The sequence below is a fragment of the Rhodococcus sp. A14 genome, from assembly GCF_011603105.1.
Classification (GTDB): domain Bacteria; phylum Actinomycetota; class Actinomycetes; order Mycobacteriales; family Mycobacteriaceae; genus Rhodococcus_F; species Rhodococcus_F opacus.
The window spans coordinates 1-24,604 of record NZ_JAAOQS010000015.1; the positions used below are offsets into that span (position 1 = coordinate 1).

Here is a 24,604-nt window from a genome sequence, read left to right on the forward strand (position 1 = left end):
CCTCAACCTTCAACTCCTCCAACACCGGCGGCTGGAAATGCGGATCCCCCGACTCCCGCATCTGCTCCTCATACACCGCCTCCGCCGGATACACATGCGAATCCATGAACTCCAGCAGATCGATCTGGTATTGCCGGGCGCGATCGGATAAGTCGAACAGCGACATGCGGACTCCTCGTGCGGTCGGGTCAGGACGACTGGGCGAGGAGCGAGGCCTGGTAGCGGCGCATTCCCCGGATCCATCGGTCGTAGTCGGCGCCCTTGTGCCGGTACATCTCCAGCACTTCGGGGTGCGGAAGGATCAGGAACTGTTCGGCTTCCATTGCGGCGAGCACGCATTCGGCCACCTCGGATGGTTCGAGCACCGAACCCGCGGTGGTGACGGCGCGTGCGGCGGTGGCCGACAGGGCGGCGTCGTCGGTGAGCAGCTTGGTGTTGACGCCCATCGGGCACAGGCAGCTGACGCGGACGCCCTTGTCGCCGTACGTGACGGACAGCCATTCGGCGAATCCGACTGCGGCATGTTTGGTCACCGAGTAGGGGGCGGACCCGATCTGGGTGAGCAGCCCGGCGGCGGAGGCCGTGCTGACGAAGTACCCCTCGCCGCGCTCGATCCAGCCAGGGACCAGGCGGCGTGCCGCGCGGATATGCGCACGGACATTCACGTCGAGGGCGAGGTCCCACACCGCATCGTCGGGTTCGAGGCCCTCCCCGGCCGCGACACCCGCATTGGCGAAGTAGAGGTCGACGGGGCCGAACGCCTCCTCCGCGGCGTCGATGACCGACGCGATCTGTGCGTCCTCGGACGCGTCGGCACCGCGGGCGATCGAGGCCCCCGGACGTGTCGCGTTGATCCGGTCCGACACCGCCTGGGCCGATGCGGCATCGAGATCGGTGACGACGACCCGGGCGCCCTCGGCGGCGAGCCGCTCCGCGAGTGCACCGCCGATTCCACCTCCGCCACCGGTGACGATGGCGACCTTCTGCGCAACCTGCACGAGATTCCTCCCTCGAGGGACACGGACGTGCCCCAGTCTTCCACAGAAAACACCTGAACCCGGTGTCGGATTCAGTTTCGTCGACCTGGGTGTCCCACGCGCTGACGCCGTCGGAGAGAGCTCAGCTCCGCTCGGGGAACCTCAGTCCATTTGCCCAGATGCGCGTCGTGGTGAACACGACGTCGTCGAAGTCGACGGGAGTGCCGTCGGTCCCGTTCACGCTGGCCACGAACACGTTGTACGCCAACCGGCTGACCATCCCCGACAGCGCCCGCGACGCCAGCATCGGGTCGAGTTCTTTGTCGGCGATGCCCCGCGCCTGCAGTTCCGCGATGCCCCGCGCGTTGCGCGCGATGAACGCGTCGGCCCGCTGACGCCGCAGGTCCGCGAACGCCGGGTCGATGTGCGCGACCTGTTCGAGCAGCCCCATCAGCTTGGCGTTACGCCGATAGGCCTCCAGGTAGGCGCGGTTACTCGCCTCCAGGACGGCGTACGGGTCGTCGGTGTCCTGCACCCGTTTCATACCCGGGTGCATCATGTCTTCCTGCGCCACCTCGAGCACGGCGGCGAACACCTGTTCCTTGTTGTCGAAGTAGGTGTAGAACGACCCCGTCGAGCAGTTGGCTTCCTTCGTGATGTCGGTGAGCCTGGCATCGAGGTACCCGGACCGCTCGAATACCGTCCGCGCGGCCGCCACCAACGCCGCGCGAGTGCGTGCTCCACGCGGGGTCGCCGGAGGCTCCCGCAACAGATCGGTGGCCGCCATCGACGGGGCGGGCTGGTCGTCCCACTCTTCATGGACGGTGCGCGTGGTCATTTCCTACTTATACGCCAGCACGGCAGGCCCGCCCAACCCGACGCTCAGGTGATGGTGATGCCGCCGTCCACCGCGATCGTCTGGCCGGTGACGTACGCGGCGGCGTCCGACGCGAGCCACACCACGGTCGCGGCCAGCTCCTCCGGATCGCCGAGGCGACCGAGAACCAGCCGCGATTTCATCGATTCGAGGTACCCGTCCTGGTACTGATCCGTCATCTCCGTCTCGAAGAACCCGGGAGCGATCGCATTCACTCGAATGCCCTTGCGGGCACCCCACTGCTGCGCCAGGTCGCGGGTGAGACCGATGACCCCGGCCTTGCTCGCGGCGTACGCGGCCTGCGGAAGTCCCGCGGTGGTGAGACCCAGCACGCTCGCGATGTTCACGATCGCGCTGCCCGGCTTCATGACCTTGCCCGCCGCCTGCGCCGCCCAGTAGGAACCGTTCAGGTTGATGTCGACGACCTGCCGGAACTGCTCCGGCGTCTCCCGCGTCGCGGGAACAGCCGTACCGACGCCGGCGTTGTTGACGAGCACGTCCACGCGGCCGAACTTCTCCATGGCCGCGTCGATCATGTTCTGCGCCTGAGCCGGGTCGGCGATGTCCGTCGCAACGCACAGCGCCTGACGGCCCGCGGCCCGCACCAGGTCGGCGGTCTTCTCGAGACGGTCGGTGCGGCGTGCTGCCAGCACCACGTCGGCGCCGGCCTCCGCCGCGGCCTGCGCGAACGCCACCCCGAGGCCCGACGACGCACCGGTCACGACGACCACCCGATCGGTCAAGCTGAACTTGTCGAGAACGGACATACGAAGCGACTCCTTTGTCGTCGGGCTACGGGGTACGGGTTCAGAGGCCGAGGTCGCGGCCGATCAGTTCCTTCATGATCTCGTTGGAACCGGCCCAGATCTTGGTGACACGGGCATCCATCCACGCACGGGCGGCACGGTACTCGGTCATGAATCCGTAGCCACCGTGCAGCTGCACGCAGTGGTCGAGGACCTCGTTCTGCACCTGAGCAGTCCACCACTTGGCCTTGGCGGCGTCCACTGCCGTGAGCTCACCGTCGGCGTGTGCGGCGACGCAGTTGTCGACGTAGGCCTGGGTGACCTCGACCCGGGTGACGAGGTCCGCGAGGAGGAACTTGTTCCACTGCAGCGAGCCGATGGGCTGGCCGAATGCCTTGCGGTCCTTGGCGTACTGGATCGTCTCCTCGAGGATCGGCGCGGCGTGAGCGATGTTCGAGACGGCGGCGCCGACACGCTCCTGCGGCAGCATCTCCATCATGTGGATGAATCCGCGGTCGATCTCACCGATGATGTTCGTCGACGGGACACGCACGTTCTCGAAGAACAGCTCGGCGGTGTCCGACTCGTGCTGGCCGACCTTGTCGAGCTTGCGTCCGCGCTCGAAGCCCTCCATGCCCGTCTCGACGGCGAACAGGGTGATGCCCTTGGACTTCTTCTCGGGGCTGGTGCGCGCCGCGACGATCACCAGGTCGGCGTTGTAGCCGTTGGTGATGAACGTCTTGGAACCGTTGATGATCCAGTCGTCGCCGTCCTTGACCGCGGTGGTCTTGAGCGACGCGAGGTCGGAACCGCCGGAAGGCTCGGTCATACCGATCGCGGTGAGCAGCTCACCGGTGCAGAACCTGGGCAGCCAGCGCTGCTTCTGCTCCTCGGTCGTGAGCTGCACAAGGTACGGCGCGACGACGTCGGCGTGAATACCGAAGCTCGACGACACGGCGGCGCTCGCCCGCGAAAGCTCCTCGGCGAGAACCGCGTTGAACCGGTAGTCACCGGCCTCGCTTCCGCCGTACGCCTCGGGGACCTCGAGGCCGAGGAATCCGTTGCGGCCGGCTTCGAGCCAGATCTCGCGGTCGATGAAGCGCTGCTCGATGAGCTTGTCGGCCACCGGCAGGAGGTTGCGGTTCACGAACTCCCGGGCCGATTCGCGGAATGCCTCGTGATCGGGGCCGTACAGGGTGCGTCGCATGACCGCTCCTTTTTCGAAATCCAGCTGTGGTGTGTCCACGCTTGTAAGCGTGTGCTTATTTTCTAAGCGCTTGCTTATACTGATGGTGCGGCGCGGTATTGTCAACAGCCGCGCAGCCGAGGATGGAGAAAGACATGAGCGAATCACCGAACCAGGTGATCAGCCCTTCCAAGGCTGCCGCCCGCATCCGAGCCGCAGCCGTCGACGCGTTCGCGACCAGCGGTTACGGGGGCACCACCACCCGTGAGATCGCCGCCCGCCTCGACATGAGCCCCGCCGCGATGTACCCGCACTACCGATCCAAGGAAGAGCTGCTCTTCGCGATCAGTTACGAAGGCCACACCGCGGCGCTCGACGTCGTCGTGAGTGCAGACCTCCCCGACGAGGCGCCCTCGACGAGACTGCAGGCGATGATCGGCGCGTTCGCGAGCTGGCAGGCCACGCACCACGCACAGGCTCGCGTCGTGCAGTACGAACTCAACGCCCTCACACCCGAGCACTATCGCGACGTGGTCAAACTGCGTCGCGACATCACCCGCATCGTTCGTGCCGTCGTCGACGCCGGGGCCGCATCCGGCGAATTCACGGTGCCCGACGGCGAAGGCGTCACCCTCGCCCTCATGTCTCTGTGCGTCGACATCTGCCGCTGGTTCCCGGCAGGCGCCTACACCGAGCCGGAGGCTGTCGCGGACCTGTACGCCGACCTCGCCATGCGCATGGTGGGTGCCGGCGAGGTATTGCCAGGATCCAGTGGGGTCGGCTAAGCTAGAACATACGTTCGATTCGGGGGAATCGACGGCAACCGGGGGGTCGGGGTGGATGCAGCAGCGGTGACCGCGTTTCTGGCCGAGTTACCGAAACTCGACCGAGATATCGACGATGCGACACGCATCGACGTACTCCGCACACTCGAAGAGGTGAAAGCCGCCTGCGCGGGCGTGCAAGCCCGGGTGACCGCAGATCTCGACGCCTCCATCCGCGCCGCACGAGCAGACCGCGAAGTGCCGGCCGCACAGCGAGGGCGAGGCATCGCCAACCAGGTGGCGTTGGCACGACGGGACTCACCGTTCCGAGGTGGCCGTCATCTCGGTATGGCGACCGCTCTCGTCCACGAGATGCCCTGCGCCTTGGCGCTGCTCGAACGAGGGGTGCTCAGCGAGTGGCGGGCAACAATTCTCGTCCGCGAAACTGCATGCCTCACCCGAGAAGACCGCACTGCACTCGATTACCTGCTGTGCGCCGACCCGGCAACATTGGACGGGCTCGGCGACCAGGCGGTGTGCGCGAAAGTTCGCGCGGCCGCTGCGGAAGTCGACGCCGAGGCCGTGGTGCGGCGGGCCCGCAAGTCGGTATCGGATCGGCGGGTCACCTCCCGTCCCGCACCGGACACCATGGCCTACGTCAGCGCCCTACTGCCGGTGGCACAGGGGGTCGCGGTGCACGCGACTCTCGCCCGTGACGCCGATTCGATCCTCGCCGCCGGTGACGAGCGCACGCGGTCGCAGATCATGGCCGACCTCCTCGTCTCCCGAGTAACCGGCGCGCCCCACACCGCGACTGCACCTCCGATCACCGTGAACCTCGTCATCTCCGACCGTGCGCTCCTCGACCGGGGGTCCGAACCCGCCTGCATGCAGGGGTACGGGCCCGTCCCCGCGGCACTGGCGGGGCATTGGATCAAGGAGGCAGTCGAGGCCGCGATCGATCCAGGCACCGGGGACGAGGCGCGGGTGACCCTGCGCCGCCTGTACGCGAACCCGCACTCGGGAGCCCTGACCGCAACCGAGTCCCAAGCCCGCTGCTTCCCCGCCGGGTTGGCGAGGATGATCGATCTCCGCGATCGAACGTGCCGGACACCGTGGTGCGATGCGCCGATCCGGCATCACGACCACATCCAACCCCGCGAATACGAGGGCCCGACCACCGCACACAACGGCGCCGGCCTGTGCGCGGCCTGCAACTACGCCAAACAAGGTGCAGGGTGGAACGCCAAGCCCCACCAGGTGCCCGGCGGACTGCACAAGATCGAGATCCACACCCCCACCGGACACCGGTACCGATCAACCGCACCACCACTACCGAAACCGTTGCCGTTCCGTGAGGTTCAGATCAGCTCACCAGTGGAACGCATCCTCATCGAATACCTCCACGCGGCCTGAACATCGGGTCGCCGCACACTAGACCGCGTGACACACGTGTGCGGTAGCATCTCCGCACGCGGCCGTGGGGGTCCTGTCGAGTACTGGGGGGATGGGGATGAGCAAAACACTGCGTCTGGAAGATGACGCAATCCAACGATGCGTGGGCATCTGCAACACGATGATCGAGCAGATGGATCAGGCGATTAAGAATGCCGACCAATTGAGGTACGTCTCGGGCTTTGGTGGATTCGACTCAGCCAAGGAACTCCAAGGTCGATACGACGCCAAGTTCAACGGCGGCGATGGCTCCGGTTCCGTCAGGGAGCGCCTCAACCAGTTTCGTCTCGTTATCGAGACTATGCGGGACACCTTTCAGGCCGGGGGCGACGCGTTTGCAGATACCGACAGCGCCATCGGGCGGGCACTGGCCGGAATCCACGGAGAAATCGAACAATGAAACGCAACGCAATCGCTCTCGCTGCACTCTCATTGGCACTCTTGGCAGGGTGTGGCACCGAGGTTGAACCTCAATCGGAAATTGAATCCGTGGTCACGCCTACTCGGGTTCCCAGGCACGTCGACCAGTCCGACCGCCCTCAAGTCACCTTCGACCCCTGCCTCGACATCCCAGACACCACGATTGCCCAGGCCGGATACGATCCGGCAAGCGAGACGAATGCCGACTTCAAAGGTGGCAGCTACACCTTCCTCGGCTGTGGCTATGACACTCCACAGCGCCGCTACGTGATGAACGTGCTGTCCGGGAACATCACGTTCGCAGAAGAACAAGAGAAGAAGAAGGACCACTCGACACCCATCGATATCAACGGTCGTCGCGCGATCTTGATCTTCGATCCAAGTGTGTCCGACGCATGTGACCTCAGCATCGAAACCTCTTATGGCATCCTCGGCTTCACGCGCAGCGTGTTCGCGGGAAACGGCCAGCATGCGCCCGAATCCGAGTGGTGCGCAGGACTCGAGGATACCGCCCGGATCATTGAGCCGTTCATCCCGAAGGGAGATTGACCGATGGCACCGAAGGACCCGCTCGCTCCCTTCTTCAACGCGGTGCTGCCGAATGGCGCCGGCGATCAGCACCGCACCAAGTTGCAGAGGTCGGCGGAGCAGCTTGGATCAGACGAAATAGACCCTCCATACATCACCACGATGGAGAGTTTCGAGGGCTGGCAACACTCGGAGATTTACGCGAAGACGCAGGAAATGAACCCCGACGACATCGGCGGGCTCGCTCAGGCTTGCCATGCCATCGTCGGCTCACTACCCATCGGGTTCGGGTTTGCCCTGCTCAAGAACACGATTGCCGAAAAGTGGGAGGGCGCTGCCGCCGACGCGGCGCTCGCTGCGACGGATACCCTTGCGGGTGCGAGTGACCAATTGACCTCGGGGGTTCAAGCAATTGGCGTGAAGCTCGACATTCTCAGCAGTGCTGCGCAGGATGTGAAAAACAGCATCCCAGCACCGATGTCGGAGCAACCCCTCAGCCTTCTTCCCCTCACACCCACTGCCGCCGAAGCTCAGGAAGCAGCGCGGGATGCGGCGAGGGAGGAGGCCATTCGGAAGCTGCAGAACATCTACGTCCCGAATTACCAGGACGTGGGCACGAATGTGCCGGTCCTTCCTGCGCCACACTCACCCAACGGCAGGGTCGATTCCGTCGATCCGAATGTCGCTGCGCCGAGCTCGGGCAGTCCCGGTTCCTGGGGCACAACGGACAGCCATACCTCCTCCGCGTCGGGCGAGGGCGATTTGTCGGCGGATAGCGAGAACTCCGCGGACGGTAATTCCGCAGGCGATGATGCCGCGGCTACGTCCGCAGCGAATGCCGAATCTGCTGCCAACCAGGGCGCTGGGGCTGGATCCGGATCGGCCGCGCAGACTGCCGCAGCGAATGCGCAGAATGCGGCCGGTACCGGTTCGCAGTCGGGCAGCGGCGCGGGTGCCGCGGGTTACGGCGGCGGAATCGGCGGAGGTTCGGGGTCCGGTGCCGGAGGTTCGGGCCTCGGGGGTTCGGCGTCGGGCGCGCGCCGGAAGAACGACAAGCGCGACTCCGAGTCCAGCTCGAGCGGTGTGGTTCCGGGTGGCCCGATCCCGTCCGGTGGCGCCGCAGCCGGCGCAGGGGCGGCTGCCGCTGCTGCAGCGGCGACCCCGGTGAAACCGAGCATGAGTCGTCCCGGAATGGGAATGGCACCCGGGATGATGGGTGCACCCGGCCGAGCGGGCGGCAACGGCGATGGCGACACGGAGCATCAGACGCCGAGCTATCTCATCACCGTCGACAACGGCAACGAACTGATAGGCAAACTCGACCCCGTCGCACCCCCGGTGATCGGCGCATGAACTGGCGGCTGACGTCAGCCCAATTCATGTGCCTTTGGGAGGCAACCGATCTCGACCGGATGCCGTACCCGCTGCAATACCGGTCCGCAGCTGCGACAGCGGACCGGTACGCCGTCCAGCAACGCGAGCTGGAGCAGTGGCGGACCACGCTCGACGAACCGAAACTGGTCGCCGCAATCCAGGCGCTCCGGGATCCGCAACTGTCCGTCACGGTGCTCGCCCCCTCCCCCGAACTCGACTCGGGGCTTCGCCGGAGGGGCAGCATCCGTGGCCGGGTCGCCGTCGTCGCCGAACAACTGCGCGGAGAACCGGGCCGCGGCGACATCCGGATCGACGCCGGCACCGAGGGTGTCGACTGGCTGACCACTCAACTCCTGAAAGACCTGCCCGACTGCGCGCCCGGACGGACCCCGTCCCTGACCGCGCACCCCGACGACCTCGAGAACCAAAGCAGCGGTACTTCCGTCCTGCAGAATGCTCGCGCCTCCGACGGCACTCTCCTGCGAGGGATCGTCGGCCGGCCACGGACCGGAATCGGATACATCTGCATCCGGGGTCCGCGCAGCGGGCTCGACGAGCCCGTTCTGGGTGAACTGACCTGGATCGACGTCGAAGCGGACGGCCGGTACCTCTATCACCAGGACAACCGTGTTCATCTGCGGTCCGCGACAGTCCGGTTGGTTCGCGACGAGCTGTCGAAACGCGTGTCGGCGGCCCTCGCCAACCCTTCGCCGACCCGCGACTGAGCGTTACCCTTGTCCCATGACCGATCGGGACAGGGACGGGACGGGGAAACCCCTCAACGCACGCCCCCGCGACGAACTCGGCCGACCCCTGCCCCACGACGCCGAGGGTGTGCCGCGCATCCCCGACGACCTGCGGTTACCACCCGACGAGGCGATCACCGAGGCTCAGCGGCTACTCGACCACGGCATGCCGTTCCACGCCCACGAGGTCCTCGAGGGTACGTGGAAGATCGCCCCCGAGGACGAGCGGGAACTGTGGCAGGGGCTCGCCCAGCTCGCGGTGGGTCTCACCCATCTGATGCGGGGCAACAAGACCGGCGCGCGGTCACTGCTGCGCCAAGGCCACGACCGGATCCGGCATTACGAGGTGGAGGCGCCGCACGGCCTCGACATCGCCGGCCTCCTGACGTGGTCGGAACACCTCACGGACGAGATCGATCGCGTCGACCCGCTGCCGGCGACGCCCGTACCCCGATTGAGAATCCCCTGATGACTCTGCTCCCCATGTTCCCGCTGGGCTCGACGATGCTGCCCGGTCAGCAGCTTCCCCTCCACGTCTTCGAACCCCGCTACCAGGAACTGGTTCGCGACTGCCTGGACGCACCGGACGGTCCCCGTTTCGGGGTCGTTCTCATTGCCCGTGGCAACGAGGTGGGCGGCGGCGACGTCCGCCACGATGTCGGCACCATCGCGAGGATCGAATCCCACGCGTCGATCGGCGACGGGCGGTACGAGCTGTTCTGCCGCACCGAGGAACGGATCAAGGTGTCGAAGTGGTTGCCCGACAACCCGTATCCGATCGCTGAGGTCGATGTGTGGCCGGACGAGAACACCGGCACCCAGACGGCGGACTACGAATTCCCGTCCCTCATCGAGAGACTCGAATTCCTGTACGGTCTCCTTCGCCGTCTCGCGACGGAGACCGGCAATGTCCCGCCCGACGTTCCCGTCATCGGCGCTTTCCGCGGGTCGCTCGGCACGCGGCTCTACGAGATCGCCACCTACATTCCGATGGGGGACGCCGACCGCCTGCAGATCCTCGCTGCGGCGGGCGCGGACGAACGCTTGCGGGAGGTCTCCGAGGCGATCGAGAACGCCATCGAAATGGTCCAGTTCCGGCTGATGTGACCTAGCCCTCCCCAGGGTTGGTCAAGAGCACTCCGGGAAGGGTGTAGTGTTGTCAATGCAACGCGGGGTGGAGCAGCTCGGTAGCTCGCTGGGCTCATAACCCAGAGGTCGCAGGTTCAAATCCTGTCCCCGCTACCACTGGAAACGGCTCCGGAGATTCAATTCTCCGGAGCCGTTTTTCGTTGTTCCACATCCTCCGGGACTAGAACGTATTCTCGTACGTGAGGCCTCAGGAGGGACAGTGCAGCTCGCCGACGTCGATCTCTACAACCCGGACACCTTCGCGAAGGGCGTGCCCCACGAGATGTTCGCCGTGTTGCGGCGGGAGGCACCGGTTTACCGGCACCTCGACGAGCGCGGCGACCCGTTCTGGTGCGTCACCCGGCATGCCGACATCGTGACGGTGAACCGGGACGCCGAGACGTACTCGTCCTGGCGGGGCGCCACCTACATCGACGACCTGAGCCCCGACGACCTGGCGGGCCAGCAGCTGATGATGCTGAACATGGACCCGCCCGACCACACGGCGCTGCGGAAGATCGTGAGCAAGGGTTTCACGCCCCGCCGCATCGGCCAGCTGCACGAGATTCTCGCGAGGCGGGCCACGACCATCGTCGACGCGGTGATCGAGCGCGGCGAGTGCGACTTCGTCGTCGATGTCGCGTCCGAACTCCCGCTTCAGGCGATCGCCGATTTCCTCGGGGTGCCCCAGGAAGATCGCAAGCTGATCTTCGATCTGACGAATCAGATGATCGGCTCGTCCGATCCGGAATTCCATCTCGAGGAAGGGCAGGAACGGGCGGCGGCGGCCCAGATGTTCGCGTACAGCCTGGAGATGTTCGAGGACCGCAAGAAGCACCCGCGCGACGACATCGCAACAGCTCTCATCCAGGCCGATGTACACGGCGAGAAGCTGGGCGAGCTGGATTTCAACATGTTCTTCATGCTCCTTGCGGTCGCGGGTAACGAGACCACCCGCAACGCCATCTCACACACCCAGCTGGCGCTGATGGAGCATCCCGAGGAGCGCAGGAAGGTGCTCGAGGATCCGTCCAAGCTCGACGCTCTGATCGAGGAGGGGTTGCGCTGGGCCACCCCGGTCATGCAGTTCCGCCGGACCGCGACCACGGACACCGTGCTGCACGATGTCGAGATCTCCGAGGGCGACCGCGTGGTCATCTGGCACATGTCGGGAAACCGCGACGAGGCGGTGTTCGACGACCCCTACACGTTCGACATCGACCGCCCTACGGGCCACTACTCCCAGCACATTGCGTTCGGCGGCGGCGGTCACCATTTCTGCCTCGGCGCCAACCTCGCTCGCGCCGAGATGAAGGTGATGCTGGGCGAGATTCTGCGTCGCATGCCGGACATGGAACAGACGGCACCGGCACAGCGCCTGCGCTCCAACTTCATCAACGGGCTCAAGCACATGCCGGTGACGTTCACACCCTCGTCCATCTGAGCGGAGCGCCGCCTTTTCTGACAGCCTGGTCGAGTGAACAACGTCGACGCAGTGGTCATCGGGTCCGGTCCCAACGGACTCGTCGCGGCCGCGACCCTGGCAGATGCGGGCTGGGACGTCGCGGTCGTGGAGGCGCAGCCGACGCCCGGCGGTGCGGTGAGGTCGGCGGAACTCGTCCCCGGCTTCACGTCGGACCTGTTCAGCGCGTTCTATCCCCTGTCCACCGTGTCGCCGGCGCTCCGCGGTCTCGACCTCGAGTCGCACGGACTGCGGTGGAGTCACGCGCCCAGCGCGCTCGGGCACGCCCGCTCGGCTGCCGACGAGGACGCGCCGGTGATCCACCCGAACCCCGCGGACACGGCCGCCGACCTCGAACGCCGCCAACCCGGTGACGGCGTCGCGTGGACGGCGCTGGTCGAGCAGTGGCACGACATCAAGGAACCGCTGCTGAGCACCCTGTTCAGCCCGTTCCCGCCCGTGCGTGGTCCGAGCCGACTGCTGCGACAGCTGGGGACCGCCGAGTCGCTGCGGCTGGCCCGATTCCTCCTCCTGCCCGCACGGCGGATGGCCCATGAACTGTTCCGGAGCGAGGCGGGTCGACTTCTGTTGCTGGGTAACGCGATGCACGCCGACACCCCGCCGGACGCAGCGGGCAGCGGCGTCATGGGTTACATCCTGACGATGCTCGCCCAGGACGGCGGTTACCCCGTTCCGGTGGGCGGCGCGGGCGAATTGTCGGCCGCGATGGTGCGCCGGGCCGAGCACGCGGGTGCGCACTTCCACTACGGCGACGCCGTGACCGGGATCGACGTCCGGTCGGGTCGCGCCGTGGGGGTACGGACGGCGTCGGGTGTCCGCTACACGGCACGTCGGGCGGTGATCGCCGACGTCTCTGCGCCCGCACTGTACGGGTCGCTGCTTCCCGACCACGCCGTCCCCGCCCGCGTGCGGGCCGACCTCGAGCACTTCGAGTGGGACACGCCCGTCCTGAAGGTCAATTACGCCTTGTCGCAGAAGATTCCGTGGCGTTCCCCCAGCCTGAGCGGAGCGGGCACCGTACACCTCGGTGCCGACGACAACGGACTCGTCCGCTGGATGGCCGACCTGACCACCGGCACCGTTCCGTCCAGCCCGTTCCTGTTGTTCGGGCAGATGACGACCGCGGATCCCACCAGGTCACCGGCAGGTACCGAAAGCGCCTGGGCGTACACGCATCTACCGCGCGACGTCACCGACGACGCGTCCGCCGATCTGCTGGCCGCGCGGGTCGACGACGTCCTCGAGGCGCACGCACCGGGTTTCTCGGAGCGGGTCGTCGGACGGGTCGTCCAGCGCCCGTCGGATCTCGAGGCGGCCGACGCGAATCTCGTGGGTGGCGCCGTCAACGGCGGGACGGCGCAACTCCATCAGCAGCTGATCTTCCGGCCGGGGCCGGGCACGTCCCGTTCGGAGACGCCGGTTCAGGGCCTGTACCTGGGAAGCGCCTCCGCACACCCGGGTGGCGGCGTACACGGGGTGTCGGGCCTGAACGCCGCCCGCGCCGCGCTCGGCGAGGACGGACCGCGTGGGTGGCTGCGGCGGCGCACGTCGCGCGCCGTCATCGACCTGTTGTCGAAGGGACCGATACCCTAATTTGTCCCGTGCCGGGGTACCTCACCGTGCAATGATCTGAGTCGTCGAATTCGGACCACGAAGGGGCATCATGCAGCATCGAGAATCGTCCTTCGCCGGCGTCGGCGGAATTCCCATCGTCTACGACGTGTGGCTCCCCGAGCGGCGCCCGCGCGGCGTGCTGGTTCTGTGCCACGGCTTCGGGGAGCATGCCCGGCGCTACGACCATGTGATCGAACGGCTCGGGGAGCTCGACCTCGCTATCTACGCGCCCGACCACCGCGGGCACGGGCGGTCGGGCGGCAAACGGGTCCACCTGAAGGACTGGAGCGAGTTCACCGACGACCTGCACCAGTTGTTCGGCATCGCGTCGACGGACTGGCCCGGCACCGACCGCTTCCTCCTCGGGCACAGCATGGGCGGTTCCATCGCGCTGACCTATGCACTCGACCACCAGCAGGACCTGAAGGCACTCATGCTGTCCGGGCCTGCGGTCGACGTGACGAGCGGCACGCCGCGCATCGTGGTCGAGATCGGCAAGCTGGTGGGTCGCTTCCTCCCCGGAGTGCCCGTCGAGTCGCTCGACGCGAAGCTGGTCTCCCGCGATCCTGCGGTCGTATCGGCCTACGAGGAGGATCCTCTCGTCCACCACGGAAAGGTGCCTGCCGGGATTGCGCGCGGAATGATCCTCGCCGCCGAACGGTTGCCGGAGCGTCTGCCGTCGTTGACGGTTCCCTTGCTGCTCCAGCACGGCCAGGACGACGGACTCGCGAGTGTGCACGGCACGGAACTGATCGCGGAGTACGTCGGTTCGGAGGATCTCACGGTGGAGATCTACGAAAACCTGTTCCACGAGGTATTCAACGAACCGGAGAACGAGGAGGTACTCGACGACCTCGTCGCGTGGTTGCGGCCGCGCGTGCAGGCCTGACTTCGGCGGGGGTGTTCTGCACCCCCGGACGATGGATGCCAGGATGGGCTGATGAAACGTCACGTCAGCGCCACTCTCGACATCGAGGTCACCGACGCCACCAGTCTCGAATTCAAGATCGCGGTGGCCCGGACCCCCGGTTCGGAGTTGTCGGAATCGCTGACGTTCACCCTCGACGGTCATCGTGTGGAGGCACGAGAGATGGTGGCGGAGCACGGCACTCGCGTCCACCTCCTGGACAGCGAACCCGGATCGCTGCACGTCGAGTATTCGGCTTCGGTTGCGGGTAAAGCCGATTCGCCTCCAGTCACCGACTACGACCTGTCGAAGTATCTGCGCCCGAGCCGATATGCGGAGGCGGACAAGTTCTTCGGTTTCACCGGCGGCGAATTCAATCTGTCCAAGCCGCACCCGGAACTACTGCAGGACATCACCACGTGGGTGGGGTCGCGGCTGCTGTACCAGGCGGGTTCGAGCAGATCCACCGACAGCGCCGTCGACACGATGCTGTCCGGGGCGGGCGTGTGCCGTGACTTCGCCCACCTCACGGTGGCGCTTCTGCGGGCCGTCACCATTCCGGCGCGGCTGGTGGCCGTGTACGCGCCGGGGTGCGATCCGATGGACTTCCATGCTGTCGTCGAGGCGTTCGTCGATCACGAATGGCGTGTGGTCGACGCGACCCGATTGGCTCCGCGTTCGGCACTCCTGCGGATCGCGACGGGTCGCGACGCCGCGGACACGGCATTCCTGGACAATCACGGAGGGGCGATCACGCTCGAGAACACCGTGGTGACAGCCGTCGTCGACGGCGAATTCCCGTCCGACGACTATGCGACGCCCACCTCACTGACCTGACGGGTCAGGTTGCGTCCGAAAGCCTTTCGGTGAGCACGCCCACCTGAATCTTCTTGGCGTCGGCGTGCACCTCGCGGCCGGCGTCGGTGACGTCGACGAACACGCCTCGCCGGTCCGCCTCGCACAGCGCCCGCGCGACCAGGCCCGCCTTCTCCAGCCGGGCCACGCTCCGGGACAGGGCGCTGGGGCTGAGGTACATCTCGGCCGCCAGGTCCTGCATCCGAGGTCGCTCGCAGGTGGCGTCCATCAGTCGGTCGAGCGTCTCGAAATCACTCATGCTCAGGCCGTGAGCGTGTTGCATCTCACGATCCAACTCGCAGGCGATCTCGTTGTATCTGCTCGCGAGCAACCGCCACGTGCCGCGCAGGTCCGCTTCAGAGCTCATGCCCCGCACCCTAGCGCGCATACGCAAAAGGTGCAAGCGAATTAAATGCAAAAGAAATTAGTGCTTGCGCATTGATTGCACGTGCATCTACATTCTTCCTGTGACTATCAGCGACGCCACCCCGGACCTCGCCACCTCGTCGGGCGCCACTACGACCCCGTCGACCGACCAGGCCTGGACGCCCCGCCTCTGGGGCGTCCTGGCCGTGCTGTGCCTCGTCATGTTCCTCGACGGTCTCGACGTCTCGATGGTGGGTGTTGCGTTGCCCTCCATCGGAACCGAGTTGGGGCTGTCCACCACCTCGCTCCAATGGATCATCAACGGATACGTACTCGGATTCGGTGGTCTGCTGCTGCTGGGCGGACGCACTGCCGACCTCCTCGGACGCCGCCGCGTCTTCTTGATCGCACTCACCGTGTTCGCGATCGCGTCCCTGGTCGGCGGACTCGTCGACAACGGCACGCTGCTCATCGCGAGCCGCTTCGTGAAGGGACTCGCCGCAGCGTTCACCGCGCCGACCGCGATGTCCATCCTCACCACCACGTTCAAGGAGGGGCCCGCCCGCAACCGGGCCCTGTCGATCTTCTCCGTCTTCGGAGCCAGCGGCTACTCGTCCGGCCTGATCCTGGGCGGACTACTGACCAGCGCCGGGTGGCGCTGGACCTTCCTGATGCCGGTGCCGTTCGCGGTTCTCGCCCTGGTCGCGGGCGCCGTCCTGATCCCCCGCGACCGCGCCGCCGACAACGGCGGACACGACATCGTGGGAGCCGCCACGCTGGTGTCGGGGATGCTGCTCGCCGTCTACACCGTGGTGTCGGCACCGGCCCGCGGCTGGGCCGATCCGCTCACGCTGGGCTCGTTCGCACTGGCCGCAGCCCTGCTGGCGTCGTTCTTCGTCGTGGAGAACCGGGTGGCGCACCCGCTGGTACGTCTGAGCATCCTCCGGGTCGGCTCGATCGTGCGGGCGAACCTCAGCATCGTCGCGCTGTTCGGCTCCTACCTGAGCTTCCAGTTCATAATGACCATCTTCCTGCAGTCGGTGCTCGGATGGTCGCCGCTGGAGATGGCGCTGGGCCTCCTGCCCGCCGGCATCATCGTGGCCTTCGGATCGCCGTTCGTCGGACGTCTGATCGACGCGTTCGGCACGGCACGCATGATCATCGCGGCACTGACCTCGTTGAGCCTCGGCTACCTGTGGTTCCTCTTCGCGGGGAGCGACCAGCCCCACTACGCGGTCGCGATCCTGCCGAGCGTGCTACTGCTGGGCGTCGGTTTCGCGCTGGGCTTCACGTCGATCATGGCCCAGGCCACGTCGGGCGTCGACGACTCCGAGCAGGGGTTGGCGTCGGGCCTCGTGCAGACATCCGCACAGGTCGGTGCAGCACTCGTGCTGGCACTCACCACCGCGCTCGTCACCGCCGGCTCGCACACGGCCACCGGTATCAGCGGCGCCGGGTTCCACCAGTTCCACTCCGGCCTCGTGCTGGTCACGGGAGTCGCGTTGCTGGGATTGCTGATCACGGTGTCACCGCTGCTTCGCAGGGTGCTCAACCCCGCATAGGATCCGAACGGCGGAACGGGTGGGCACAGGCCCACCCGTTCTGGTCGTTCAGGCCGAGTGCCGCTTCGACTCCGTGAGCGCGCGGGACGCGAAGTCGACGGTGAGTCCGATGATCATGCGACTCTCCCGCAGCACCTTGCCGATCACGGGGAACGCGTGGATCTGCCCACTCCAGATGTGGGTCTCGATCTGCCGTCCCTCGCGATCGAACCTGTCCGTGATGATCTCGACGTCGGGCCGCATGATCTCGTATTCGGCGGCGGTGAGGAAGACGGGCGGGAACAGTGCCGGATCCGCGTTCACCGGAGACTGGGCGCCCGGAATCTGATCGGGCCCGGCCAGCCAGCGATCCTTGAGCTTGGCCACCTGCGACATCGGCAGGTACGCGTCGCGTTTCATGAAATCCGGGTCGTGATCCTCGAGGTCGAGGTTGAGCAGCGGGGAGTACCCGATGACGGCTGCCGGGCGGGTGAGGCCCCGCAACGCGGCAACTTCCGCGACCTTCATCGCGAGATACCCGCCCGCCGAGTCCCCCGCGACGATCACCCTGCTGGGGTCGTCGCAGACGTTCAGCACCTCGGTATATGCGGTCATGGCGTCCACCAGCGACGCCCCGATCGCACCCTTGGGAAGCTGCCGGTACTCGACCGAGACGACGGGCGCACCCGAACGTGCGGCGAGCAGCCCGCACAGTGCCCGGTGGGTGGCGAGCCCGCAGAACACGAATCCGCCGCCGTGGAAGTAGAGGATGGTGGCGCCGTCCATCGACGTGATCGTGGGTCGCGGATGGGTGATCTTCTCGCACGGCACCCCGCCGAGCGAGATCGCCTCGATGTCGAGGCCCTTCGGCTTGGGAAGCCGGTCGATCAGCTCGTCGAGGGTCGCCAGCAGTTCGATGCCGCGGTCCGTCGTCGGCCATATCGTGAACAGCGGTTTGACGAAAGCCCTGGCAAACCAGAACGTCATGCGCGCCCGCCGACTGACATTCCAGTGCCACACGATCGATTCACGCGTTCGCATACTGCCCTCCGTTGTATCGGACGCTTGTCCAGCCAAGTGGACACCCTAGGGCGATCCGGAGAGAAACGCACCCGAAACTGTCACGTCTGCTCCCCGAGACCTCCCGCCACGGTAAGTCGAAGTCGCCCGTTGCCGAGCGACTTCGACTGATTTTCGTCCGATTGCCGGAGGTTCACCGAGCCAGTCGCTCCTCCAGCCGAGCGATGATCTCGGTCGCCACCTGGGTGGGCGATCCGCCCACGTCCACCACGATCGCGTCCTCGTCCGGCTCGATCGGTTCGAGCGTCGAGATCTGCGTGTCCAGCAACGACGGGGGCATGAAGTGGTCGAGCCGGGCGGTCAGCCGTTCCCCGATCTGCGCCCGCGACCCGGCGAGATGCACGAAGACGACGTTGTCGCCCCGCAACACATCGCGGTAGCTGCGCTTCAGCGCCGAGCAGGTGATGACCCCGGGAAGACCGTTCTCGGTGTGTTCCCGAATCCACCCCGCGACGACATCGAGCCACGGCCAGCGGTCCTCGTCGGTCAACGGCTGCCCCGACGCCATCTTCGCGACATTCGCGGGTGGGTGCAGGGCGTCTCCCTCCTGCAGGTCCCAGCCCATGGCGCCGGCGATGATCCCCGCGACCGTCGACTTCCCGGACCCCGACACCCCCATCAGCACCAGGACCGGATCCGCGGTCTGCGGCGTGCGTCCTGCAGATTCGCGCGTACTCACGTGCATCTCACCAACCTCACTCGACATTTCTCAGCCCCTCTAGATGAATACGCTCAGTGCGAGGACACCGGCCAGACCGGTGACGGAGATGATGCATTCCATCACCGTCCACGTCTTCAGGTTCTGTACCACCGTGACGCCGAGGTATTCCTTCACCAGCCAGAATCCCGCGTCGTTGACGTGCGACAGGAACAGCGAGCCGGACCCGATCGCCAGCACCATCAGCGAGACGTGCGTGGAGGTCAGCTCGGCGGCGACGGGTGCGAGGATTCCGGACGCGGTGACGGTCGCGACGGTGGCCGATCCGGTGGCGACGCGGATGAGCACGGCCACGAGCCAGGCGAGGAACAGCACGGGAAGGGCGCTGTCCTTGATCGCGTCGGCGATCACGTCGGCGATGCCGGTGTCGATCAGGACCTGCTTGAATCCGCCGCCGGCGCCGACGATGAGGAGGATTCCGGCGATCGGGGGCAGTGAACTCTCCAGCGAGCCGGCGATGGCCTTGCGGTCCATGCCGCCACCCCGGCCGAGGAGCGCCATCCCGGCGAGCACCGCGAGACCGAGGGCCACCACCGGCGTTCCGAGGAAGTCGAGCAGCGCCTTCGCGGGCGACTCCGAGTCGGCGGCGATGACGTCGGCGATCGCCTTGCCCAGCATCAGGACGACAGGCAGCAGGATCGCGGACAGGGTTGCCGCGAAGCTGGGCCGGCGACGCTCGGCGGCGGCTTCCGCGCCTTCCCGGTCCTCGACGGTCACGTAGAGCTCGGGGACGGGGACGTCCACCCAGCGTGCCGCCAGCTTGCTGAACAGCGGCCCGGCGATGACGACGGTGGGAATCGCGACGAGGACGCCGAGCGCGAGGGTGAGTCCGAGGTTGGCGTTCAGGGCCGCCACCGCGACCAGCGGCCCGGGGTGCGGCGGAACGAGACCGTGCATGGCCGACAGACCTGCCAGCGTGGGAATCGCGATCCGCATCAACGACAACCCCGAACGACGCGCGACCAGAATGATGACGGGCATCAACAGCACGAGGCCGATCTCGAAGAACATCGGCAGGCCGATCACGGCGCCGACCAGCGCCATCATCCACGGCAGCGTCCGCGGGCCCGCCCGTCCGACGAGGGTGTCGACGACGCGGTCGGCGCCACCGGAATCGGCGAGCAACTTGCCGAACATGGCACCGAATCCGATCAGGATTCCGACGCTGCCCATCGTGGCCCCGAAGCCCTCGACGAACGACTTCACCGAATCTTGCCCACCCAGACCTGCGGCGATGCCGACGCCGACGGCGCCGATCGACAGCGCGAGGAACGGATGGAGTTTGAGCCAGGTGATCAGCGCGATGATGACGGCGACGCCGACGACGGCGGCCGTGATCAGCCGCGCGTCGTGGCCGGCACTGTCGGCCGCTGCGAGTAGTGACGCGGTACTCATTCTGTTGCTCCAGGGAGATCGGTGATGGAATGACCCTTGTTCGTGACTCAGGTCACTCTGCCTCATAAACCATATGATTTCAAGGCCGAACCCAATTAAGTACTACTTAGAGTCTGAATCGCGCGCCAACGTGTGTTCAATGGGGGCAGCCGTGGGAACATCGGCGGATGACCAACGCAGACGGCGGCGAGTACCGGCAATTGCACGAAACGGTGCTCGATCGGCTCGGTAGCGACATCGTGGCCGGAGTCGTCGCACCCGGCACCCGGATCTCCGCCGACGACGTGGTCACCCAGTACTCCGTCTCCCGCACCGTCGTCCGCGAGGTGGTCCGCGTTCTCGAATCGCTCGGCCTGCTGGCCGTCCGACGTCGCGTCGGGATCACCGTCCTGGGCGAGGAGCACTGGAATTCACTGGATCCGAGCGTGATTCGGTGGAAGTTGGCCGGCCCGCAGCGGTTCGAACAGCTGTCGAGCCTGAGCGAACTGCGGTCGGGTATCGAACCGCTCGCCGCGCGTCTCGCGGCAACCCGGGCGACACCGGAACAGTGCGGGGCGCTGACGGCGGCCGTCATCGGAATGTCGTCGACGTCCCGCGCCGCGGACACGGACGCCTATTTGGCCCACGACTCCGATTTTCACCGCACACTGCTGACCGCGTCGGGGAATCCCCTGTTGCGCGCGATGTCGCAGATCGTCGTGGAGGTGCTCGAGGGCCGCACCCGGCACTCACTGATGCCGCACGTCGCCGAGACCGAAGCAATCCGCCTGCACGGCGTGGTGGCGTCGTCCATTCAGATGGGCGACGCCGACGCGGCGGAGGCGGCCATGCGCGCGATCGTGAGCGAATCCGCGACGGCAGTCGAGCAGATGAAGGACGAAGAAGACACCCACGAGTGAGGTACTCGCGGGTGCCTTTCTCACAGCTCGGTGAGTCTTATGCGACCGAATCCGATTGCATGGCTTCGAGTTCCACGCCCTTCGTCTCCTTGACCCAGCGCAAAACGAAGACGAGTGACAGCACGGCGCACACGGCGTAGAAGCCGTAGGAGATTCCCAGCGAGAAGTCCTTCATCGACGGGAATGTCACGGTGATGAGCCAGTTCGCGGCCCACTGGGCGCCCGCCGCGAGGGAGAGGGCGGCGGCGCGGATGCGGTTGGGGAACGCCTCGCCGAGCAGGACCCACACCACGGGACCCCAGGACATTCCGAAGGCCACCACGAAGAGGTTGGCGGCGACGAGGGCGATCGGGCCCTGCAGTCCGGTCAGGTGCGGCGTCGTGACGCCGTCCACGACGGTGGTGGACGCGGTTCCGAAGATGAACGCCATGGTCGCGAGCGTCACGGCCATACCGGCGGAGCCGATGATCAGCAGCGGTCGCCGGCCCACACGGTCGATGTACGCGATGGCGATGAGGGTGGTGGCGATGTTGACCACCGACGTGATGACCGTGATCTGCAGCGAGCTGCCCTCGTCGAAACCGACGGCCTGCCACAGGACGCTGGAGTAGTAGAAGATCACGTTGATACCGACGAACTGCTGGAAGACGGAGAGTCCGATGCCGATCCACACGATCGGCATCAGGCCGAACGCGGAGCCCTTCAGATCACGGATCGACGGTTGCGTCTCACGGGCCAGCGTCGAGCGGATGCTCTCGATCTTGAGGTCCAGGCCCTTCTCGCCGAGCAGGACCGCGAGGATGCCGCGGGCCTCGCCGAGGCGGCCCTGGGCGATCAGATAGCGGGGGGATTCGGGAATCGTCAGCGACAGCAGTCCGTAGGCCAGTGCGGGCACGCACATCGCGAGGAACATCCAGCGCCAGGCCTCGAGCCCGAACCAGAGTTCTTCCTGCGACCCGCCGGCGAGGGCAGCGAGGGCGTAGTCGACCAGGAGCGAGACGAAGATGCCCGTGACGATCGCGAGTTGCTGCAGCGACCCGAGACGTCCCCGCACCCGGGCGGGCGAGATCTCGGCGATGTAGGCGGGTGCGATGACCGAGGCCAGACCCACGCCGATGCCGCCGACGATCCGGAACGTCACCAACATCTCGACGTTGGCCGCGAATCCGGTGCCGATGGCGCTCAGCAGGAACATCACGGCAGCGGCCCGCATGGTGACGAGGCGTCCGTACCGGTCGGCGATCCGGCCGGCCAGCATCGCTCCCGCCGCGGCCCCCAGCAGCGCCGAGGCGATCGCGAATCCGAGGAGAGCGGAATCGACCTGGAACTTGCCCTCGATCGCCGACACCGCGCCGTTGATCACCGCACTGTCGTAGCCGAACAGCAACCCGCCGAGTGCGGCGACGACCGCGATACGGACGGGAACCGAAGTGCCCTCTGCTGTGTCGCCGGGCGATTCCGCGCCGGGCAACAGGACGTTTTCAGTCATGGGACTCCTCGTGAGCAAGGGGGTGATCAAGACTCGGATCGAGCCGAGGCCTGCGCGAGAGCGCATTCGTTGTGGTGTGGAACACAGTAGGCAACGAACACAGGAATCGTCAAGACATGAACACAGATAGACGGATATGACCGATTTATGTTCACTGATGAACACTCAAGGCGGCAGAGCCTTGTCCGCGAGAGGAGCGAATTCAGCGGCGAACAGTCAGGCCGGAAGCGCAGATCGCAGACCCAGCGCGACGGCGCCGAGCACCTGCGCCCGCGGGCCGAGTTCGGCCACGCGGATGTCCAGGGAACGGACCGCACTGGGCACCGCGTAGCGGCCCACCACCTCGCGCATCGGCCCGAGCAGAAGTTCGCCGGCCAGCGCGAGTTCGCCGCCGATGACGAGTCGTTCGGGATTGACGAGGTTGCACAGGCTCGCTACCGCGACGCCGACGTGCCGCCCTGTGTCGGCGAGCACCCGGATGCAGGCGGCGTCACCGCCCTCGGCCATCGCGACGATGTCGGCGATGGTGAGATCGGGACCGCGACTCGGGGCGAGCAACCCGATCACGACGTGCGAGGCGACGAGGGTCTCGAGGCAGCCGCGGTTGCCGCAGCGGCATACCTGACCGAACTCGTCGAGTGTCAGGTGGCCGATTTCGCCTGCGGTGCCGCCTCTTCCGCGGTACAGCCGGCCGTCGAGGACGAGGCCGGCACCGACTCCGTCGGACAGTTTGATGTAGGCGAGATCGGTGGTTCCGCGGCCCGCTCCCCACATGTGCTCGGCGAGCACGCCGAGGTTCGCGTCGTTGTCGACCTGCACCGCGGTGCCGAGATACTCCGACGCGATGGCGGCCGCATCGACACCGACCCACCCCGGGAGGATCGACGGGCCACCGACCTCGCCGGTGTCGGTCTCGAGCGGAGCGGGCAGACCCATCCCGACCGCGAGGACGGACGTACGGTCGCAGCCGAGGCGATCGAGCGCCGCGTCGAGAAGGGCGCCCGCCTGCACCACGCCGTCCGCGGCGCGGTGCCCCGCACCGAGTTCGACGCGCTCCTCGGCGAGCACCTCGTGTGCCATGTCGGCGACGGCCACGGTGAGATGGCGATGCCCGAAGTCGATCCCGACGGCGAGCCCCATCTTGCGGGTCAGCTTCACCGCACGGCCCCGCTGGCCCGGGTGGTCGCCGCCCGGCACGGCAACCATCCCGGCCGCGGTCAATTCCTTGACCATGTTGGACACGGTGGCGGGCGCCAGCCCGGTGCGGCGCGCGATCTCCGCCTGGGTGAGCTCACCCGACGTCTGGAGCGCGCGGACCACACGGTGCTGGTTGGCGGACTTCAGCGAGGACTGAGAACCCGGCCTCGGGGAGTCACCGTTGTCACTGTCGCGCACGACATCACCGTACCGCGCCGCTTCTCGCGCTACCGGGCGAGTGCCGCCGCCTCACGCGCGAGGCCGCTGATCCGGTCCCAGTCCTTCTGCTTCACGGCGTCGGCGGGTGTGAGCCAGGATCCACCGACGCAGCCGACGTTGGGCAGCGACAGGTAGTCCCCGACGTTCGACGTCGAGATACCGCCGGTGGGGCAGAACCGTGCCGCCGGAACGGGTGAGTGGATCGAGCCGAGGAACTTCGCGCCACCCGACGCCTCGGCGGGGAAGAACTTGAGTTCGCGATAGCCGCGCTCGAGCAGGAAGAGCACCTCGGAGACCGTCGCCGCGCCCGGGAGGTGTGGCAGTCCGGTGTCCGTCATCGCCTTCAGCAGAGTTTCGGTGCTACCCGGCGAGACCAGGAACTGTGCTCCCGCTTCGGCCGCCTGCGCGGCCTGCACCGGTTCCACGATCGTGCCCGCGCCGACGCGGATCTCCGGCACCTCGTTCGCGATCGCCTTGATGGCGTCGAGAGCACACGGCGTGCGCAGGGTCAGTTCGATCATCGGGATGCCGCCGGCCACCAGGGCGCGGGCCACCGGCACTGCGTCGCCGAGGTCGTCCACGACGACGACGGGGATGACCGGGACGCGGTCGAGGAGGGAGGGGCTGTTCGTCACTGAGA

The 24,604-nt window shown here is 66.7% G+C and carries 25 protein-coding genes, 1 tRNA gene and 1 pseudogene; 15 read left to right on the forward strand and 12 right to left on the reverse strand.

The genetic code is table 11. The features are described 5' to 3' along the window. From G9373_RS46350 to G9373_RS11010, 5 genes and pseudogenes are all read right to left on the reverse strand, one after another. Nucleotides 1-166: pseudogene (locus G9373_RS46350) on the reverse strand (acyl-CoA dehydrogenase); the annotation flags it as partial. Nucleotides 167-188: 22 nt separating this feature from the next. Then, nucleotides 189-998 (reverse strand): SDR family oxidoreductase, encoded by an 810-nt coding sequence (locus G9373_RS10995; protein ID WP_005264086.1) that lies wholly within the window; start codon nucleotides 996-998, stop codon nucleotides 189-191. 121 nt (nucleotides 999-1,119) lie between these two features. After that, nucleotides 1,120-1,815 (reverse strand): TetR/AcrR family transcriptional regulator, encoded by a 696-nt coding sequence (locus G9373_RS11000; RefSeq protein ID WP_005569496.1) that lies wholly within the window; start codon nucleotides 1,813-1,815, stop codon nucleotides 1,120-1,122. 44 nt (nucleotides 1,816-1,859) lie between these two features. Beyond that, a complete protein-coding gene (locus G9373_RS11005) occupies nucleotides 1,860-2,621 on the reverse strand; it encodes a glucose 1-dehydrogenase (protein ID WP_167115123.1) in 762 nt (253 codons plus the stop codon). A 40-nt stretch (nucleotides 2,622-2,661) separates the two neighbouring features. Then, the gene (locus tag G9373_RS11010) at nucleotides 2,662-3,807 is read right to left on the reverse strand and encodes an acyl-CoA dehydrogenase family protein (protein WP_005264084.1); all 1,146 of its coding nucleotides are present in this window, start codon (nucleotides 3,805-3,807) and stop codon (nucleotides 2,662-2,664) included. 134 nt (nucleotides 3,808-3,941) lie between these two features. On the opposite strand from G9373_RS11010, the gene G9373_RS11015 reads away from it, so the two are divergent. The 13 genes from G9373_RS11015 to G9373_RS11075 all read left to right on the forward strand — a co-directional run bounded on the left by G9373_RS11015 (nucleotide 3,942) and on the right by G9373_RS11075 (nucleotide 15,042). Further along, nucleotides 3,942-4,571, forward strand: coding sequence for a TetR/AcrR family transcriptional regulator (locus G9373_RS11015; RefSeq protein ID WP_043791221.1), 630 nt, complete (start codon nucleotides 3,942-3,944; stop codon nucleotides 4,569-4,571). A gap of 51 nt (nucleotides 4,572-4,622) precedes the next feature. Further along, nucleotides 4,623-5,966 carry an HNH endonuclease signature motif containing protein gene (locus G9373_RS11020; protein WP_167115126.1) on the forward strand — a complete coding sequence of 448 codons (1,344 nt, stop codon included), beginning with the start codon at nucleotides 4,623-4,625 and terminating at the stop codon, nucleotides 5,964-5,966. 97 nt (nucleotides 5,967-6,063) lie between these two features. Continuing rightward, entirely contained in the window at nucleotides 6,064-6,405 is a 342-nt protein-coding gene (locus tag G9373_RS11025; protein ID WP_308820916.1) for a hypothetical protein, read from the forward strand. After that, on the forward strand, nucleotides 6,402-6,974 hold the full coding sequence (locus G9373_RS11030; protein WP_120660459.1) for a DUF3558 domain-containing protein: 573 nt from the start codon (nucleotides 6,402-6,404) through the stop codon (nucleotides 6,972-6,974). The genes G9373_RS11025 and G9373_RS11030 overlap by 4 nt, the downstream gene beginning before the upstream one ends. 3 nt (nucleotides 6,975-6,977) lie before the next feature. Continuing rightward, nucleotides 6,978-8,306: a hypothetical protein gene (locus tag G9373_RS11035; protein WP_120660458.1), complete on the forward strand. Its 1,329-nt coding sequence runs from the start codon at nucleotides 6,978-6,980 to the stop codon at nucleotides 8,304-8,306. Further along, nucleotides 8,303-9,052 (forward strand): ESX secretion-associated protein EspG, encoded by a 750-nt coding sequence (locus G9373_RS11040; protein ID WP_054247127.1) that lies wholly within the window; start codon nucleotides 8,303-8,305, stop codon nucleotides 9,050-9,052. The genes G9373_RS11035 and G9373_RS11040 overlap by 4 nt, the downstream gene beginning before the upstream one ends. Before the next feature lie 16 nt (nucleotides 9,053-9,068). Beyond that, entirely contained in the window at nucleotides 9,069-9,542 is a 474-nt protein-coding gene (locus G9373_RS11045) for a DUF309 domain-containing protein (protein WP_005264077.1), read from the forward strand. Next, nucleotides 9,542-10,180, forward strand: coding sequence for an LON peptidase substrate-binding domain-containing protein (locus tag G9373_RS11050; RefSeq protein WP_005569482.1), 639 nt, complete (start codon nucleotides 9,542-9,544; stop codon nucleotides 10,178-10,180). The genes G9373_RS11045 and G9373_RS11050 overlap by 1 nt, the downstream gene beginning before the upstream one ends. Nucleotides 10,181-10,241: 61 nt before the next feature. Beyond that, nucleotides 10,242-10,318, forward strand: a tRNA-Met gene (locus G9373_RS11055). Between the two features lie 103 nt (nucleotides 10,319-10,421). Further along, nucleotides 10,422-11,645: a cytochrome P450 gene (locus G9373_RS48150; protein ID WP_005569476.1), complete on the forward strand. Its 1,224-nt coding sequence runs from the start codon at nucleotides 10,422-10,424 to the stop codon at nucleotides 11,643-11,645. Nucleotides 11,646-11,678: 33 nt separating this feature from the next. After that, nucleotides 11,679-13,277: an NAD(P)/FAD-dependent oxidoreductase gene (locus tag G9373_RS11065; RefSeq protein ID WP_064080057.1), complete on the forward strand. Its 1,599-nt coding sequence runs from the start codon at nucleotides 11,679-11,681 to the stop codon at nucleotides 13,275-13,277. 70 nt (nucleotides 13,278-13,347) lie between these two features. Next, entirely contained in the window at nucleotides 13,348-14,187 is an 840-nt protein-coding gene (locus tag G9373_RS11070) for an alpha/beta hydrolase (protein ID WP_061701609.1), read from the forward strand. A 51-nt stretch (nucleotides 14,188-14,238) separates the two neighbouring features. Continuing rightward, nucleotides 14,239-15,042, forward strand: coding sequence for a transglutaminase family protein (locus G9373_RS11075; RefSeq protein ID WP_025433208.1), 804 nt, complete (start codon nucleotides 14,239-14,241; stop codon nucleotides 15,040-15,042). Nucleotides 15,043-15,046: 4 nt separating this feature from the next. On the opposite strand, the gene G9373_RS11080 is transcribed toward G9373_RS11075, so the two are convergent. Further along, nucleotides 15,047-15,427 (reverse strand): MarR family transcriptional regulator, encoded by a 381-nt coding sequence (locus G9373_RS11080; protein WP_065492177.1) that lies wholly within the window; start codon nucleotides 15,425-15,427, stop codon nucleotides 15,047-15,049. Nucleotides 15,428-15,491: 64 nt separating this feature from the next. On the opposite strand from G9373_RS11080, the gene G9373_RS11085 reads away from it, so the two are divergent. Further along, nucleotides 15,492-16,988 (forward strand): MFS transporter, encoded by a 1,497-nt coding sequence (locus G9373_RS11085; protein WP_043793601.1) that lies wholly within the window; start codon nucleotides 15,492-15,494, stop codon nucleotides 16,986-16,988. A 48-nt stretch (nucleotides 16,989-17,036) separates the two neighbouring features. On the opposite strand, the gene G9373_RS11090 is transcribed toward G9373_RS11085, so the two are convergent. From G9373_RS11090 to G9373_RS11100, 3 genes are all read right to left on the reverse strand, one after another. Continuing rightward, a complete protein-coding gene (locus G9373_RS11090; RefSeq protein WP_005264069.1) occupies nucleotides 17,037-18,008 on the reverse strand; it encodes an alpha/beta hydrolase in 972 nt (323 codons plus the stop codon). A gap of 172 nt (nucleotides 18,009-18,180) precedes the next feature. Next, entirely contained in the window at nucleotides 18,181-18,732 is a 552-nt protein-coding gene (locus G9373_RS11095; RefSeq protein WP_005573887.1) for a gluconokinase, read from the reverse strand. A gap of 33 nt (nucleotides 18,733-18,765) precedes the next feature. Continuing rightward, nucleotides 18,766-20,160 carry a gluconate:H+ symporter gene (locus G9373_RS11100; RefSeq protein WP_005264067.1) on the reverse strand — a complete coding sequence of 465 codons (1,395 nt, stop codon included), beginning with the start codon at nucleotides 20,158-20,160 and terminating at the stop codon, nucleotides 18,766-18,768. 167 nt (nucleotides 20,161-20,327) lie between these two features. Between G9373_RS11100 and G9373_RS11105 the strand changes: the two genes are divergently transcribed. Next, on the forward strand, nucleotides 20,328-21,059 hold the full coding sequence (locus G9373_RS11105; RefSeq protein ID WP_005251406.1) for an FCD domain-containing protein: 732 nt from the start codon (nucleotides 20,328-20,330) through the stop codon (nucleotides 21,057-21,059). A 37-nt stretch (nucleotides 21,060-21,096) separates the two neighbouring features. On the opposite strand, the gene G9373_RS11110 is transcribed toward G9373_RS11105, so the two are convergent. The 3 genes from G9373_RS11110 to eda all read right to left on the reverse strand — a co-directional run bounded on the left by G9373_RS11110 (nucleotide 21,097) and on the right by eda (nucleotide 24,599). Beyond that, the gene (locus tag G9373_RS11110) at nucleotides 21,097-22,548 is read right to left on the reverse strand and encodes a sugar porter family MFS transporter (protein WP_005251404.1); all 1,452 of its coding nucleotides are present in this window, start codon (nucleotides 22,546-22,548) and stop codon (nucleotides 21,097-21,099) included. Between the two features lie 216 nt (nucleotides 22,549-22,764). Next, nucleotides 22,765-23,943 carry an ROK family transcriptional regulator gene (locus G9373_RS11115; protein WP_005573886.1) on the reverse strand — a complete coding sequence of 393 codons (1,179 nt, stop codon included), beginning with the start codon at nucleotides 23,941-23,943 and terminating at the stop codon, nucleotides 22,765-22,767. Between the two features lie 29 nt (nucleotides 23,944-23,972). Next, on the reverse strand, nucleotides 23,973-24,599 hold the full coding sequence (gene eda, locus G9373_RS11120; protein ID WP_005573885.1) for a bifunctional 4-hydroxy-2-oxoglutarate aldolase/2-dehydro-3-deoxy-phosphogluconate aldolase: 627 nt from the start codon (nucleotides 24,597-24,599) through the stop codon (nucleotides 23,973-23,975). Between the last annotated feature and the right edge of the window lie 5 nt (nucleotides 24,600-24,604).

Bases quoted from the DNA above. Each gene is read 5' to 3' on its own strand.
- G9373_RS11000 (WP_005569496.1), bottom strand. From the start codon at position 1,815: ATGACCACGCGCACCGTCCATGAAGAGTGGGACGACCAGCCCGCCCCG.
- G9373_RS11005 (WP_167115123.1), bottom strand. From the start codon at position 2,621: ATGTCCGTTCTCGACAAGTTCAGCTTGACCGATCGGGTGGTCGTCGTG.
- G9373_RS11010 (WP_005264084.1), bottom strand. From the start codon at position 3,807: ATGCGACGCACCCTGTACGGCCCCGATCACGAGGCATTCCGCGAATCG.
- G9373_RS11015 (WP_043791221.1), top strand. From the start codon at position 3,942: ATGAGCGAATCACCGAACCAGGTGATCAGCCCTTCCAAGGCTGCCGCC.
- G9373_RS11025 (WP_308820916.1), top strand. From the start codon at position 6,064: ATGAGCAAAACACTGCGTCTGGAAGATGACGCAATCCAACGATGCGTG.
- G9373_RS11030 (WP_120660459.1), top strand. From the start codon at position 6,402: ATGAAACGCAACGCAATCGCTCTCGCTGCACTCTCATTGGCACTCTTG.
- G9373_RS11035 (WP_120660458.1), top strand. From the start codon at position 6,978: ATGGCACCGAAGGACCCGCTCGCTCCCTTCTTCAACGCGGTGCTGCCG.
- G9373_RS11040 (WP_054247127.1), top strand. From the start codon at position 8,303: ATGAACTGGCGGCTGACGTCAGCCCAATTCATGTGCCTTTGGGAGGCA.
- G9373_RS11045 (WP_005264077.1), top strand. From the start codon at position 9,069: ATGACCGATCGGGACAGGGACGGGACGGGGAAACCCCTCAACGCACGC.
- G9373_RS11050 (WP_005569482.1), top strand. From the start codon at position 9,542: ATGACTCTGCTCCCCATGTTCCCGCTGGGCTCGACGATGCTGCCCGGT.
- G9373_RS11070 (WP_061701609.1), top strand. From the start codon at position 13,348: ATGCAGCATCGAGAATCGTCCTTCGCCGGCGTCGGCGGAATTCCCATC.
- G9373_RS11075 (WP_025433208.1), top strand. From the start codon at position 14,239: ATGAAACGTCACGTCAGCGCCACTCTCGACATCGAGGTCACCGACGCC.
- G9373_RS11080 (WP_065492177.1), bottom strand. From the start codon at position 15,427: ATGAGCTCTGAAGCGGACCTGCGCGGCACGTGGCGGTTGCTCGCGAGC.
- G9373_RS11090 (WP_005264069.1), bottom strand. From the start codon at position 18,008: ATGCGAACGCGTGAATCGATCGTGTGGCACTGGAATGTCAGTCGGCGG.
- G9373_RS11095 (WP_005573887.1), bottom strand. From the start codon at position 18,732: ATGCACGTGAGTACGCGCGAATCTGCAGGACGCACGCCGCAGACCGCG.
- G9373_RS11100 (WP_005264067.1), bottom strand. From the start codon at position 20,160: ATGAGTACCGCGTCACTACTCGCAGCGGCCGACAGTGCCGGCCACGAC.
- G9373_RS11105 (WP_005251406.1), top strand. From the start codon at position 20,328: ATGACCAACGCAGACGGCGGCGAGTACCGGCAATTGCACGAAACGGTG.
- G9373_RS11110 (WP_005251404.1), bottom strand. From the start codon at position 22,548: ATGACTGAAAACGTCCTGTTGCCCGGCGCGGAATCGCCCGGCGACACA.